Source organism: Brevibacillus centrosporus, assembly GCF_046622605.1.
In the GTDB taxonomy this organism is placed as follows: domain Bacteria; phylum Bacillota; class Bacilli; order Brevibacillales; family Brevibacillaceae; genus Brevibacillus; species Brevibacillus centrosporus.
In genome coordinates this window covers 807,441-820,828 of record NZ_CP176856.1, presented here as the reverse complement: position 1 = coordinate 820,828, position 13,388 = coordinate 807,441, and the positions used below count along the sequence as shown (strand labels likewise).

11 protein-coding genes and 1 pseudogene are annotated in these 13,388 nt (G+C 48.6%); 5 read left to right on the top strand and 7 right to left on the bottom strand.

Features of this window, described 5'->3' with window-relative positions:
• Nucleotides 1–32: 32 nt before the first annotated feature.
• Both ACLIN2_RS04345 and ACLIN2_RS04340 read left to right on the top strand, forming a co-directional pair.
• Nucleotides 33–1,514, top strand: a complete 1,482-nt coding sequence (locus ACLIN2_RS04345) for an S-layer homology domain-containing protein (RefSeq protein WP_411503310.1) — start codon at nt 33–35, stop codon at nt 1,512–1,514.
• Nucleotides 1,515–1,662: 148 nt separating this feature from the next.
• Nucleotides 1,663–1,971, top strand: a pseudogene (locus tag ACLIN2_RS04340) (ankyrin repeat domain-containing protein); the annotation flags it as partial.
• Nucleotides 1,972–2,027: 56 nt separating this feature from the next.
• Here the strand turns inward: ACLIN2_RS04340 and ACLIN2_RS04335 are convergent.
• From ACLIN2_RS04335 to ACLIN2_RS04305, 7 genes are all read right to left on the bottom strand, one after another.
• Nucleotides 2,028–2,726 (bottom strand): YczE/YyaS/YitT family protein, encoded by a 699-nt coding sequence (locus tag ACLIN2_RS04335; protein WP_411503309.1) that lies wholly within the window; start codon nt 2,724–2,726, stop codon nt 2,028–2,030.
• Nucleotides 2,727–2,919: 193 nt separating this feature from the next.
• Nucleotides 2,920–3,852 (bottom strand): adenine deaminase C-terminal domain-containing protein, encoded by a 933-nt coding sequence (locus ACLIN2_RS04330; protein WP_411503308.1) that lies wholly within the window; start codon nt 3,850–3,852, stop codon nt 2,920–2,922.
• A gap of 82 nt (nt 3,853–3,934) precedes the next feature.
• On the bottom strand, nt 3,935–4,735 hold the full coding sequence (gene speD / locus ACLIN2_RS04325) for an adenosylmethionine decarboxylase (RefSeq protein ID WP_342769224.1): 801 nt from the start codon (nt 4,733–4,735) through the stop codon (nt 3,935–3,937).
• A gap of 229 nt (nt 4,736–4,964) precedes the next feature.
• A complete protein-coding gene (lhgO, locus tag ACLIN2_RS04320; protein ID WP_411503307.1) occupies nt 4,965–6,176 on the bottom strand; it encodes an L-2-hydroxyglutarate oxidase in 1,212 nt (403 codons plus the stop codon).
• A 36-nt stretch (nt 6,177–6,212) separates the two neighbouring features.
• The gene (locus ACLIN2_RS04315; protein ID WP_411503306.1) at nt 6,213–7,526 is read right to left on the bottom strand and encodes a (Fe-S)-binding protein; all 1,314 of its coding nucleotides are present in this window, start codon (nt 7,524–7,526) and stop codon (nt 6,213–6,215) included.
• A gap of 1 nt (nt 7,527) precedes the next feature.
• Entirely contained in the window at nt 7,528–8,943 is a 1,416-nt protein-coding gene (locus tag ACLIN2_RS04310; RefSeq protein ID WP_411503305.1) for an FAD-binding oxidoreductase, read from the bottom strand.
• Between the two features lie 347 nt (nt 8,944–9,290).
• Nucleotides 9,291–10,004, bottom strand: coding sequence for a FadR/GntR family transcriptional regulator (locus tag ACLIN2_RS04305; RefSeq protein WP_092267226.1), 714 nt, complete (start codon nt 10,002–10,004; stop codon nt 9,291–9,293).
• A gap of 313 nt (nt 10,005–10,317) precedes the next feature.
• Here ACLIN2_RS04305 and ACLIN2_RS04300 point away from each other — a divergent pair, with 313 nt between their 5' ends.
• The 3 genes from ACLIN2_RS04300 to ACLIN2_RS04290 are packed head-to-tail and all read left to right on the top strand — an operon-like array spanning nt 10,318 to nt 13,276.
• Nucleotides 10,318–11,052 carry an MBL fold metallo-hydrolase gene (locus ACLIN2_RS04300; RefSeq protein ID WP_411503304.1) on the top strand — a complete coding sequence of 245 codons (735 nt, stop codon included), beginning with the start codon at nt 10,318–10,320 and terminating at the stop codon, nt 11,050–11,052.
• 47 nt (nt 11,053–11,099) lie between these two features.
• Complete coding sequence (locus tag ACLIN2_RS04295) at nt 11,100–11,966, top strand: DUF6282 family protein (RefSeq protein ID WP_411503303.1); 867 nt, start codon at nt 11,100–11,102, stop codon at nt 11,964–11,966.
• 32 nt (nt 11,967–11,998) lie between these two features.
• Complete coding sequence (locus ACLIN2_RS04290; protein WP_092267231.1) at nt 11,999–13,276, top strand: MFS transporter; 1,278 nt, start codon at nt 11,999–12,001, stop codon at nt 13,274–13,276.
• Nucleotides 13,277–13,388 lie beyond the last annotated feature (112 nt).

Genomic DNA, 13,388 nt, shown 5'->3' with positions numbered 1-13,388 from the left:
CCAACACGATCCGATACGAGGAGGACTTTCTTATGAAAAAGATTTCAAATAAAGTAGCCGCTATGGTACTGACTGCTGCATTGGGAACTGCCTCTCTCCCCTTTGCAGCACTGACCACTCACGCCGCCACTTCCCCACTCACAGCCCAGGAAATTACCGAAGCCGTAAACCAGCTGGCTCGCCAAGGAGTCATGCACGGCTACAGCGATCACTCGATGGGCGCCCACAACCAAATCAACCGTGCCGAGCTGGCCAAAATGGTCGTAAAGGCGTTTAAACTGGAAGGCAAAGCAAAGAACCCCGCACAGCTGACAGACGTACAGCCGAAAGCATGGGCATACAAATACGCTTCTGAGCTGGTCGGACTGGGAATCATGCAAGCTGCGAACGGACAATTCAATCCCACCGGAACAGTCACAGATGCCGAGCTCGTTCAAATCGTCTCGAAGGCTCTGGGCCGTGACGTGAAATCCGTAAACTACTGGATGGAGCGCTTCTACTCAGGTAATCAGGCTGCTTCTCGCGGCGAGGTTGCCTACCTGCTGAAAACAGCGCAAAAAGCGATCCCTTCCGAGAAAGCGAAAATTACAAGCGTACAATCGTTGAACGCCATCACACTCATCGTTACCTTCGATGCGCCACTGACTGCCGAGAATGAAGTGTTTGCGAAGGCAAAGGCCGATTTCGTCTTCAATGACGGCCTGACACTGACAAACCTGCCGCGGCTGAAAACAGGCTCCATTTCCACTTACATCGTACCGACTTCCGTGCAAAAAGCAGGTACAACCTATAACCTGACCTACAAAGGCAATAAGGCAGGAGCCTTCACAGGAAACGCAACCTTGCTGCAAATGAACGAAAGCAGACAGGTTACCAACGATACCTTTGAGGTCGAAGCACTGAGATCCGACAATGTCACCGACTACGGATACGTCATTTCCGCCTACAGTGCTGGCCGTGGAGACAATGCTTTCGTGCTGGATCAAAACAACCGGGCGAACGGCACTACCTATCAAATCATTTCCTCCATGCAAGCTAGAGAGGTCACGATCACACCTGAGGGCGGTCAATCGATTGTGGCGAAATACGTGCCATTTACCCAGTCCACTGATGGCGTGCAGGAACCGAAATTCCGACTGCCTGAAGGACAAGTATTGACTCCAGGTGTGAAATACACGGTCACTTCTGATTGGGCAACGATCAAGAATCCTTCGTTTGTCGCAGAAGAGATCGATCCACTCGAAATCACCGAAGCAGAAGCACTCTCGGAAACGTCGATCGCCGTCACTCTGGCAGATGATCCACGTGATGAGCTGTTCTCCGGACGCAGTGTTGAGCTGACGGCAGAAAATGGCGAGAAGCTGCTGGCAACCTATAAGTACTCCAGCCGCAAAGGGGCAGTCGGTATCTTTGACATCCAGCAAAACGGCAAGCTGTCTGCAGGCACCACCTACACCGTTACCCCTGTTGGCGATTGGGCTGGAGATTCCCAAGCTGAGCTGACTATGGAATAATAGGAAAAATGAGCCATTTCAAGTCAGCAGAAGGGGGAGGGGTCGCCTTGCTGCCCGTGATCATGAGTACAAAATCATTGATTGCGATGACACTGCTTCTATCCGGCTGTGAAATGAATATGAACACCATGCTCCAGAGCCACGAGCAACAAGCCGCTTTGGCGGAACGGGTCTGATCCCTGCGGCAGACCGTGGCCATGTCGAGATCGTCGAAGAGCTGTTGACCCACTCCGATGTCGATATCGATCATGTCAATCGCCTCGGCTGGACAGCCCTGCTGGAAGCCGTCATCCTGGGCGATGGCAGCGAACGACATCAGAAGATCGTCAATCTTCTGATCGAACATGGCGCCGATGTGAATTTGGCAGACCATGACGGGGTCACGCCACTCCAGCATGCGAAAAGCCGTGGGTATCTGGAAATGGCGGAAGCCTTGAAGCGTGCAGGAGCGAAGTGAAATTTTTCCTGTATGAAAAAACGGTCGGAATCGCTCCGGCCGTTTTCTTCGTTTTTCTACCCGTTGATGAGAGTAGGATCATCATTCGTTTTGCTCGCTTTTGCTCTTTTAAACAAGTACGTATACAGCTTGATGTACTGCCCCACCAGGATCGCATTGATGATCGTACCTTCTCTTATAAACTTGATCTCCCCCAGGAAAAGGAGACCAATGCACGCGGATACAACCAGCAAGGAGCAATCGAAAACCGTTTTGATATTCCCCCATTTCTTTTGCGTCTTTTTAAAGAGAGTATTCACGAACAAATCGACAGGGATCAGGACGAGGTTGGCTTGAATCATGAGAAAGAGTCCAAAGGCCAAGGCTGCATCTGCAAATGCGAGAAGGATGACTTTTGCGTAGTAGACTTCGAGCTGTATGAAGCTGGTCAGCATCAGATTTAAATCCAAAAACAAGCTCAACGCGAGGGCAGGAATGAGCCCGGCAAAGTTCTTCAGCTTGAAATCCTTCGGCAGGACCAAATACGCGAATAAAAGCATGAGGAGCTCCAGCATGAACGAATACGTTCCTTGGGTAAGTCCCGGATAAATCAGTGTCATCGTTCTGGTCAAGCTGCTCTGCGGCGAGATCCCAATGCCTGCTCGGATCGCCAAGCTGATGCCAAGAGTCAATATATAAATGCCCACTAAATAAATAATCCATCGCTTGGTTAATGTCCCGCTCATTTGCAGCTCGCTCGAGTGATTCCTTTGCATATACCATCCCTCTTTCTGATGAAAATTCACGATCCGTACAGGTGAACCATTTTTTTCGAAACGCAGGGATTTTTGTTACCGCTTACAAAAGCATGAGTTTGCAAGGGCAGGGCGATGCTTCTTCTCCCCAGCACCGTCCCGCCCAAGCCCTAGAACCCACTTCCTATCCTCTGCCCGCTACTTTCTCTCTCTTTTATTCCATGAAGCGGAAGCGATGGAGGGAAATAAACAAGCTCAAAAGCTTATTTACAACCGGCTCCCCTTCGTTCCGGTTACCCAGCTCCTCCAAGGCCGCATCGATCGCACTCGCACTCGAGGTCAGCTCATCCACGGTCATATTCGTCATCATGCCGTAAATTTCAATCGGCATAACGCTTTTGTTGGCATGGCTCTCCGTTACGATGCAAGCTCCTGAATACTTGTCCGCCTCTTTGACGCAGTAAGCCATTTCATCACTTTCCTGCCCGACTACGACAAAATAAGGGATGGGGGCTGGCCACGAGGTTGCGACAGCACCGCGCTCCACAAACACACCTTTAAACAACCCATTGACGACATGGCGTTTTCCATCTGCATAGCGGCGAATGACAGACAGGCGGCTATACGTTTCGCCTTCGTATTCTGGTACGATCTTGCCATCTTTTACGGGCACCCACACCTCTTGATAAAATTTGGCGTGGCCGCGGCCGTACACATCGAATAGATACACCTTTGCTTTTGTACCGTCTTCAGAAATTTCCAACGGTTCAATATCCAGCTGCTCCGGTGCCAGGTCATCCAATCCGGGTATGCCCTTCGTGACCATAGCCGAGTAGTCTATTTCCGAATTCTTTACCATTTTTTTATCTTTTGCAATCAGTTCCCCGTCTTTAAAGACGTAAAGCGGATTAATTTTCGACAGGCTATCCGTCAAGACGATGTCTGCGAAACGTCCCGGCGTCAAAGAGCCGATGAGATGATCCATATGGTAGGATTTTGCGGTATTGTACGTCGCCATCTTGATCGCCTTGATCGGATGGATGCCCATCTCCGCACACAAGGAAATGATCCAATCCATATGCCCCATTTTCAGCAGACGCTCAATCGAGATGTTGTCCGTGCACAGCCAACTTTTTGCTGCGAACATACTGATGATTAATCCTCTTCTCCCTTTTTTCCGCATAGGAAAAGGAGCCGGAATCCCTCCTGCTCCTTTTAGCTTGCTTTCGCTACCGGATAATATTTTTCCCGTAATAAATTTCGTCCATCTCGTTGTGCAGCCGCTCTGTGATTTCCCGCTGCTCCTCGGGCGACAGCTTGTCCTTGGTATAGCCGAACAGGTAATTATTTAAATCAAAGCGTTTCAGCTTGCATTTGGTGTGAAAAATATTTTCCTGGTAGACGTTCACATCGATCATGTCGTACAGCTCGATGACTTCATCCGGGATGTAATTTTGGATGGAGCTGATATCATGGTCTATGAACAGCTTGTTGCCATCGATATCACGAGTGAAGCCACGGACGCGGTAATCAATGGTCATCGTGTCCGTCTCGAACGAGTGGATCAAGTAATTGAGGGCTTTTAGCGGAGAAATCTCTCCACAGGTCGACACGTCGATATCCGCGCGAAACGTACTGATTTCTTCGTCGGGATGGTATTCCGGATACGTATGGACGGTGATATGGCTTTTATCCAGCTGCATGACTACCGAGTCGGGCAAAGGTCCCGGCGATTCTTCGTACGACTCAGTTGGGACCTCCACGACCGGCCCCTCCGAGACGAGAAAGGTGACACTTGCTCCCTGTGGGACATAATCCTGCTTGGCAATATTCAAGACGTGAGCACCAATGATATCCGAAACGGTCTTTAAAATATGGGTGAGACGGTCTGCATTGTACTGCTCGTCTATGTACTCGAGGTACGCTTCCCGCTCTTCTCTCGTTTTCGTATAACAAATGTCGTACATATTAAAGCTCAGAGACTTGGTCAAATTGTTGAAGCCGTGCAAGGTGACATGCTGCTCTGTCATCGGTTTCACGTTTTCATCTCCCTTCCGCTATGCACTCTTTGCTAATTTACCCAATTGCATGCTTTCACCATCATGAAAAGGAAATTTTCTATGCCACAAGTCGCAAGTCCATTTTCTAGACCGAATAGGATCAAAAAAAGCTGAAGAAAAACGAACATTTCCCCAGCTTCTTTACTCTATTTAAGGGCTTTTTCAGCAGCTCCCTAAGATGTTTTTTTGCATGTCCCTTTTATAAGACAGCTGCGAGCAAATGGGACTGCTCCGGGATGCGGCTGACGATTTCTTTACCGATCTCGATCGAAGCAGTAGCAGCCGGAGAAGGCGCATTGCACACATGGACCGTACGTTTTCCTAAAATAATGTGAAAGTCATCCACCATATTGCCATCGCTCTTCAACGCCTGGGCCCGTACCCCTGCCGGTGCCGGGATCAGATCGTCTTCTTGAATCTCGGGAATCAGCTCTTGCAGACTGGCTGTGAAGCGCGCTTTACTGAAGGAACGATAATATTCTTCCATCCCTTCCTTCATAAATTTGCTGGCCAGCTTCCAGAAGCCTCCGTAGGTGAGTACCTCAGCAAGATCCGCCAGATTGATGTCCGTTTTCCGGTAGCCTTCCCGCTTGAAGCTGAGCACAGCGTTTGGTCCCGCGTCCACTTCTCCGCTGATCATGCGAGTAAAATGCACTCCGAGAAACGGAAATTTCGGATTCGGCACCGGATAAATCAGATGCTTTACGAGGTACCGCTTTTCTGGTTTGAGCTTGTAGTATTCCCCACGGAACGGTACGATTTTCATGTCTGTTTGATAGCCGGCGGCGGTCGCTAACCGGTCACTATGCAGTCCGGCACAGTTTATCGCCATCCGCGCCTTCACTGTGCCTCGGTTGGTCTCTATCGTTACCGCATCCGCTTCCTCCCGGATATTCTCCACTTTCGTCCCCAGACGAATTTCCCCGCCATGTCCGCGGATGATTTCAGCAAACTTCTCACTCACCTGTCTGTAATTCACGATTCCCGCCATGGGTACGCGGATAGCCCCCAAGCCTTTGACGTGCGGCTCGATTTCTTTTAGTTCCTCTGCAGTAATCTTTTGAATCGCCAGCTCATTTTGCAAGCCGCGAGTATATAAGTTATCGAGCAGCGGCAGCTCCTCGGGCTTCGTCGCCACGATCACCTTTCCGCATATATCATGATCGATTCCATGCACCTGACAAAATTCCGTCATGGATTTGCTGCCTTGTCTGGCAAATCGCGCTTTAAAGCTGCCTGGCTTGTAGTAAATGCCAGAGTGAATTACTCCGCTGTTATGACCAGTCTGGTGCTCTGCTACAGCCACTTCTTTTTCAATCACTACCACTTTCGCATTCGGATATTGTCGATACAGGGCCATTCCCGTAGAAAGACCGACAATTCCTCCCCCAACCACTGCAAAGTCGTACATGTATTCTCCCCCACATCTTTGGCGTATGTTTGATTGTCAGTTTTCGTCTGGTACCGAAATGCCAGCTGCCTCAGCAAGATACTCGATCAGGTGGAGAACGCGAACCGATTGGCTCAATCCTTCGCGTTCGACTCCGAGCTTCATTTGCAGCAAGCAGCCAGGGTTTGTCGTAATGATGATCGCTGCATCAGTTGCCTTTGCATGCTGCATTTTTTCATCCAAAATCTGCATCGAAGCATCGTAATGCACAATGTTGTAGATACCAGCGGAGCCACAGCACATCTCTGCCTGGTCCATCTCGACAAACTGTATGCCCGGTACACGCTTCAAGAGGTCGATTGGTTCCTTTGACACCTTTTGCACATTGGTCATATGGCAGGAGCGTTGGTAGGTGACTCTTTCCTCTCGCGGATTGAAAGGCGGTAAATCGCACAAGGCCAGGATCTGGCTAATGTCTTTGGATTTGGCGGAAAAAGCTTCTGCCCGCTCTGCCCACTCCTCCTCAGAAGCTAGCAAATGACCGTATTCGACCTTCATAGCTCCGCATCCACCCGCATTGTTCACGATATAATCCGCATTGACTTTCTCAAATGCTTCAATATTTCGCTTCGCAAGCTCCTTGGCTTCTTCCATTTCTCCGGAGTGGGCATGAAGCGCTCCGCAGCAGGTTTGATTTTGCACGACGATGACATCACAGCCTGCCTCTGACAGCAAACGAATCGATAACTGATTGATACGATGAAACATGGCATCCATGATGCAACCGGTAAAAAAGGCGATGGTGAATTGCTTCGCTCTCCTTGCCTTTACTTCCCCGGGCGCTCTCTTCCGCTCAGCTGGCGACACAGGCGGAGGTACGATCGACTCGAAAGCTCCCAGATGAAAAGGGAGCGCTTTCGTAATCCCGGACGTACGCAGTGCCTTTTTCAGTCCACTTTTCTCATACAGCCACATAGCGTCTCCCGTCAGATTCATCATCTTTCGACTTGGAAACACCTTTTTCAGCATCGACTTGCGCAGCATGCGAACAGGTACCGTAAATCGTTTCCGTCTTACGATAGCAGCCCGCGTCGCCTCCAGAATCGCACCGTATTCCACCCCAGTCGGACAAGCCGTTTCACATGCGCGGCACCCCAAGCAATAATCAAAAGGCTCTTCCAAAACGGACAAATTCGTAATCCTGCCTTCTCCTACCATTTTGACGAGGTTAATCCTGCCGCGAGGGGAATGTGTCTCTTTGCCGAAGGCCACGTATGTCGGACAAACGGGCAAACAGTAGCCACACTGGACACAATTGTTGGTTTTATCGTATAGAAGCTCTTCTCGCAATTGCTTTTGTGTCGAATCCACCCTAACTCAACTCCAATTTTTGTCCCGGAACTGGAAAAATCTTTCCAGGGTTCATGATCTCATTAGGGTCCCACGCATGCTTGATCCGCCTCATCATATCCAGGCCAGCTGCGCCAAGCTCCATCTCCATAAAAGGAGCCTTCATCGTGCCAATGCCGTGTTCACCGGAGAGAGTTCCTCCCAGCTCGATGGCTGCTTTGAATATCGCAGTAACAGCCTGCTCCACTCGCCGCATTTCTTCCTCATCCGTCTTGTCACAGATGATATTCGGGTGAAGATTACCGTCCCCAGCATGCCCGAAAACGACGAGATGGATTTTGTACGTTTCGCGAATTTTTTGCAAACGCTCACACATTTGCGGAATTTTGCTTCGTGGTACCGTCGCATCCTCTGAAATCTTCGTTGGCTTGATTCTTACAATCGCGGGAGAAACGAGCTTTCGCGCTTTCCACAGTTCTGCTTCTTCTTTTTTATCCTTGGCGATTCGCACTTCTCTCGCCCCGACAGCTTGGCACAAGGCAGCTGCCTGTTCCGTTTCTGCCTTTAGGGCAAGGGGGTGCCCATCCATTTCAATCAAGATGAGAGCAGCAGCATCTGTCGGAAGACCCAGTGGTTCGTACTGCTCGACGGCGACGATCGACGCCTGGTCCATCAGCTCCATTTTGGAAGGCAAGATTCCTGACGATAGAATTTTGGAGATTGCACTTCCCGCATCAACAAGGGAATCAAAGATTGCCATCATCGTCGCGGTTTGCTGTGGCTTGGGGATTAGACGCAATATTGCTTTTGTAATGATGCCGAGCGTTCCCTCCGACCCTACGATCAGTTTGGTCAGGTCATAACCGGTCACATTCTTTACGGTTCGTCCGCCTGTTTGAATGATCTCTCCTTCGGGTGTGATGACTTCAAGCCCGATGACATAATCCTTTGTCACGCCATATTTCAAGCCCTTGGGACCACCTGAATTTTCCGCCAAGTTTCCTCCGATCGTCGAGACGTGGGAACTGCTTGGATCAGGCGGGTACATGAGTCCTCGCTGTTCTGCCGCTTTGTGAATCGCTGCCGTCAGCACACCGGGTGAGACGACGGCGACGAGATCCTCCTCGTATACTTCTAAGACATCATTCATGACGGATAAATCGAAGACCATTCCGCCTTTAACTGGAAGCGGTCCACCGCTTAAACTTGTCGATTGCCCTCGCGGATAGACAGGGATCTTTTCGCGGTTCGCGAGCTTCACAAGAGCAGCCAGCTCATCGACGCTTTTCGTCTGAATGACAGCATCCGGCAAATATGTTCCAAACGAACCGTCAAAAGAATAGCTGAAAAGGTCGCTCTCATCCGTCAGTACCCTACCAGTGGCTACGATCGCTTGGATCTGGGTCAGATGTTCGGCAGTCAATACCTTTCTTCGCATATTTCCCCTTCTTTCTTTAACCGTTTTGGTTAAAAACAGTTTATTTGCATTACAACTATTAAAACAATAAGTTCGCCAAACGAGAATTCACCTTTATAAATTGCAATTTTACAAAACAATAATAATATTCACAGGTGTGTTTGGCAAGAAAAATCACGTTATTTGTATTACAAATTTCGTTCCGTTATGGAAACTAAAAAAACGGCAGCACAGGAGGCGTGCTACCTAGCCATCCAGACTGCCGTTGCATCTCTTCAACTGTCAAACAGACCTCTGCATTTTTACTGATTCAAACACTAATTCAACGTCAACCTGATAACGATATACTTCTGGTCGCGGGCAGTTCCTCAATCCATTCCTTCATCATCGTTAAATAACAAGAACAGCTTCTTCTCAGCATTTTTTAAATGTATGGAGCATTGCACTTTGGCCAGCTCCGGCTCCTCCGCTTCGATCGCGAGCACAATATTTTGGTGCTCCTTGTAGACGATCTCTCGTTTCCGCTTCAGCCCGATATTTTGCTTGAGCGTAATCGCAAGTGTACTCATGTAAAGAGAAGACAAGCTTTCCATCGTTTGAATCATCACTGGATTGTGCGTCGCCTGGATCAAGGCGCGGTGAAACGCAAAGTCTGATTCAACGCCAGTCTTGTCCTCAGTAGAGAGATCGTCCTCTAAGAGCTTTAATACTTTGTGCATTTCCGCCAAATCCTCGGGTGAACGTCGCAATGCTGCTAGATAGGCAGCCTGAGGTTCTAAAATTTGTCTCATCTCAAATAGATACCGGATATGCTCCGCATTTCCACCGTGCATGTTGAGATGCTGAATCAAAGAGAAAGGTTGGATATCTTCTACATAACTCCCCCCACCTTGCTGCGAAGTAATGATTCCCATCGCTTTCAACACACTGAGTGCTTCGCGGATTGGCACTCTGCTAACCCCGAACCTGGCACTTAACTCCATTTCTGTCGGCAGCTTAGAGCCTGGGGGAAACTTACCTTCCTCAATCATCGTCAGTAGCTCACGCGAAATTTTTTGCGATATTTTTTCTTTTTTATCCATATGTATCCTCCGCGTTTTTTTCTATGCGGTTCATGCGATGCTTCCGTGATGTGTTTTTCTGATTGTAACGATAGAACTAGGTTCTACTCAAGAACAGGTTTTAAAAAAAATCACGGAGCTCACTCATTACAATAAATTTGTATTATAACTATCGAGAAATCATCAATTAAAAGTAGACAAATTCCTCGACCTTTTGTATTCTATATGAGTAATTGTACAAGTTTTTTCTATTTCACACAATAGAACGCTGTATTTGTAACACAAATTTGTATTACAAATTTTCATTTCATTCTATTTTTAGAAAGGAGTCCTCATGCAAGTAGACATTTTATACGAAGGCTTCCCTGGTAAATCAAGCAGAGGCTTTTTAGGGTGGAGCAGCTGCGCATTGATCCGACCGAATCACTCGAAAGCGATCTTGTTTGATACCGCTGGATTTAATGAAAGATATTCATTACTCTCTAGGCTGGATGCACTGCAAGTCGCCAACGAACAAATTGGAAGCGTTTTTATAAGTCACTTTCATTTTGATCACGCAGTCAATTACCCCCTTTTTGAAAATGCTCAATTTTATATGCACGAAAATGAAGTCGAGCACATCCGAATGAATGGAAGGACCGATCTAGCCGTCCCGGTAGAAATGTACCAAGCTCTCGCAGAAAGTGGACGGCTCACGCTTCTTACTGGTAGCGCGGGAGAAGTAGAAGGAATCCATTGGCGACTCACCCCGGGACATACGCCTGGACTGTGCTCCCTGTTTTTTGAGTATAATCACGAAAAATGGGTCCTGGCATCAGACGCAATCAAAAACAGATACGAGTTGATGACAGAAAAAGCAGCCATGACCTGGGACGATGACGAAAGCACAAAAAGCATCCAGATGATCAAGGAGTGGGCAGATATCGTCGTAACCGGACATGACGGAATCATCAAAATAATTCGTGAGCAAACCGGAACCATGGTCAAAGCACTGACGAATCCAACAGTAGAGATCACACTTCCCAACGATGCCAGCGGGAAACCAGACATCCGCTCGTTAAAGCTCTAATTTCAACGAACGATCATACACCATTCATCTAGGAGTGAAAGAAAAGCATGTTAGGGATAAAAAATGCAATCGATATTCACGTTCATTCCAGTCCAAGCATTTTCCCGCGTTCTGTTGACGATTTTGAGTTGGCTGAGCAAGCTCTGGCAGCCGGTATGCGGGCTATTGTTCTAAAAGCGCACGAGGAATCTACCGTCTCCAGAGCCAAGATCGTAACCAAATTTGTTAAAGGGATAGAAGTGTATGGCTCTCTCGTGCTAAACGAATACGTCGGAGGGCTGAACCCTTATGCGGTAGATATAGCAATCCAGCAAGGCGCCAAAATCATTTGGATGCCTACTGGCTCCGCCAAGCACCACCTAGATTACTACGGAGGCAAGAGCGATTACAAGGAGCAAAAATCCACCATTCGGCTTCTGCCGCAAAAAGGAATCACGATTTTTGGTAATGACGGACAAGTTCTGCCTGTCGTATATGAGATCGTCGATTTGATCAAAGGCTCCGATGCTGTCCTCGCGACCGGACACCTTTCTCCACTGGAAACGAAGGCACTGGTCAAGATCGCTTCAGAACGCGGACTTGAAAAGATCCTTGTCGCCCATCCGGACCTGAAGATTAATAAAATGGACCTCTCGCTTCAGCTAGAACTGGTAAAGATGGGGGCATTCGTAGAGAAGTCGATGTTGACGCTGATGCCTAGCTGGCAGTCCATCCAGCCTGACGAACTCATCCACGGTATGAAGTTGCTCGGTTTCGATCGGTGTGTTCTGCAGACAGACTTTGGACAAGTCAACCATCCGACTCCAACCGAAGGCTATTCCCAATTTATCCAATTGCTATTTGATCATGGATTAAAGGAAGAGGAAATTAAAAAAATGGCCTGTGATGTCCCCGCAGAGCTACTTTCCTTATAAAAATAGAACATAAAGAGAAGAGAGGTAAGTAAATGGAAAAAGTCCCGCAAATGAAAACTTCTTCCCGTCCAATTCCCTGGTACCGGGAAATCAACTCCAAACAATGGAAAACCCTAGTAGCCGCAAGCACCGGTTGGATGCTGGATGCGATGGACGTGACTTTATATGCCATGATCATTGTATACATTATGGCCGACCTGCAAATGACACAAACGACCGCAGGATTGTTGGCTTCTCTTACTCTGCTCAGTTCCGCTTTTGGCGGACTCATCTTCGGGATGATAGCCGATAAAAAAGGAAGAACGACTGCGCTGATGATCAGCATGATTGTCTTTGCCCTGTTCACAGCGCTGGGTGGATTTTCCCAGACAGTCACACAACTGGCGATTGCTCGCTTAATCGTCGGTCTCGGCATGGGCGGTGAATGGGTAGCAGGTGCCGCTCTCATCACAGAAAGCTGGCCCGCCAAGCACCGTGGGAAAGCCATGGGCCTGGTGCAAGGTTCATGGGCGATCGGTTACGGTCTAGCCGCTGTTATCAGTGGTCTCGTCCTCCCTACTTTTGGCTGGCGCGGCGTTTTCTTCGTTGGAATTATTCCTGCTCTGTTTGCTATTTGGGTCCGTCTCGGAACAGATGAGCCTGATATTTGGGTAGAAAAACAAAAAGAAAATGCAAAAGCGACCCACAAGGAAAAAGGCAGTAGCGTCGGTAAGCTGTTCGATAAAAAAGTTCGTCGCTGGACCATCTTGGGCTCGGCATTAAGTATTTGCGCGCAATTTGGATATTGGGGCTTATTCACCTGGATCCCTACCTACTTGGCTACGCCTGTTGCAAAAGGCGGCGCTGGACTTGATTTGATGAAGCAAACGAGCTGGATTGTCATTATGCAGGTCGGGGCATGGCTCGGCTATGTCATCTTCGGGCTACTGGCAGATAAAATTGGTAGACGCATCACGTTCATCCTGTTTTTTGCCCTAGCTGCAATCCTTGTACCGCTGTACGGCTTCTCGCAAGACCCTGAAAAACTGCTGTTGCTTGGACCTCTGGTGGCGTTTTTCGGTTCTGGGTACTTCAGTGGTTTTGGCGCTATTCTTGCGGAGCTATTCCCGACCGCCATTCGGGCAACAGGTCAAGGCTTCTGTTACAACTTTGGTCGAGCCGTTGCCGCTTCCGCTCCCTTTACCATTGGTATATTGGCAAATACTATGGGGCTTGGAGTCGCATTTAGCATTACATCTGTCGCTTTTGGTCTTGCTGCTCTGCTTGTGCTGTTCTTTTTGCCTGAGACAAAAGGAAAAGAACTTGCCTGATCCAGAGCAAGTTCCAAGAGCCTTTCAAAAGTCGGCTATCCCTCTAAGCAGGAAAGCCGGCCTTTTTCTTTTGTGAGGAAAGCGAACGATATTTCCCACCTTCGTTGCCTTA

Coding starts and splice junctions, on each gene's coding strand:
- ACLIN2_RS04345 (WP_411503310.1), top strand. CDS start 33: ATGAAAAAGATTTCAAATAAAGTAGCCGCTATGGTACTGACTGCTGCA.
- ACLIN2_RS04335 (WP_411503309.1), bottom strand. CDS start 2,726: ATGCAAAGGAATCACTCGAGCGAGCTGCAAATGAGCGGGACATTAACC.
- ACLIN2_RS04330 (WP_411503308.1), bottom strand. CDS start 3,852: ATGTTCGCAGCAAAAAGTTGGCTGTGCACGGACAACATCTCGATTGAG.
- speD (WP_342769224.1), bottom strand. CDS start 4,735: ATGACAGAGCAGCATGTCACCTTGCACGGCTTCAACAATTTGACCAAG.
- lhgO (WP_411503307.1), bottom strand. CDS start 6,176: ATGTACGACTTTGCAGTGGTTGGGGGAGGAATTGTCGGTCTTTCTACG.
- ACLIN2_RS04310 (WP_411503305.1), bottom strand. CDS start 8,943: ATGCGAAGAAAGGTATTGACTGCCGAACATCTGACCCAGATCCAAGCG.
- ACLIN2_RS04305 (WP_092267226.1), bottom strand. CDS start 10,004: ATGGATAAAAAAGAAAAAATATCGCAAAAAATTTCGCGTGAGCTACTG.
- ACLIN2_RS04300 (WP_411503304.1), top strand. CDS start 10,318: ATGCAAGTAGACATTTTATACGAAGGCTTCCCTGGTAAATCAAGCAGA.
- ACLIN2_RS04295 (WP_411503303.1), top strand. CDS start 11,100: ATGTTAGGGATAAAAAATGCAATCGATATTCACGTTCATTCCAGTCCA.
- ACLIN2_RS04290 (WP_092267231.1), top strand. CDS start 11,999: ATGGAAAAAGTCCCGCAAATGAAAACTTCTTCCCGTCCAATTCCCTGG.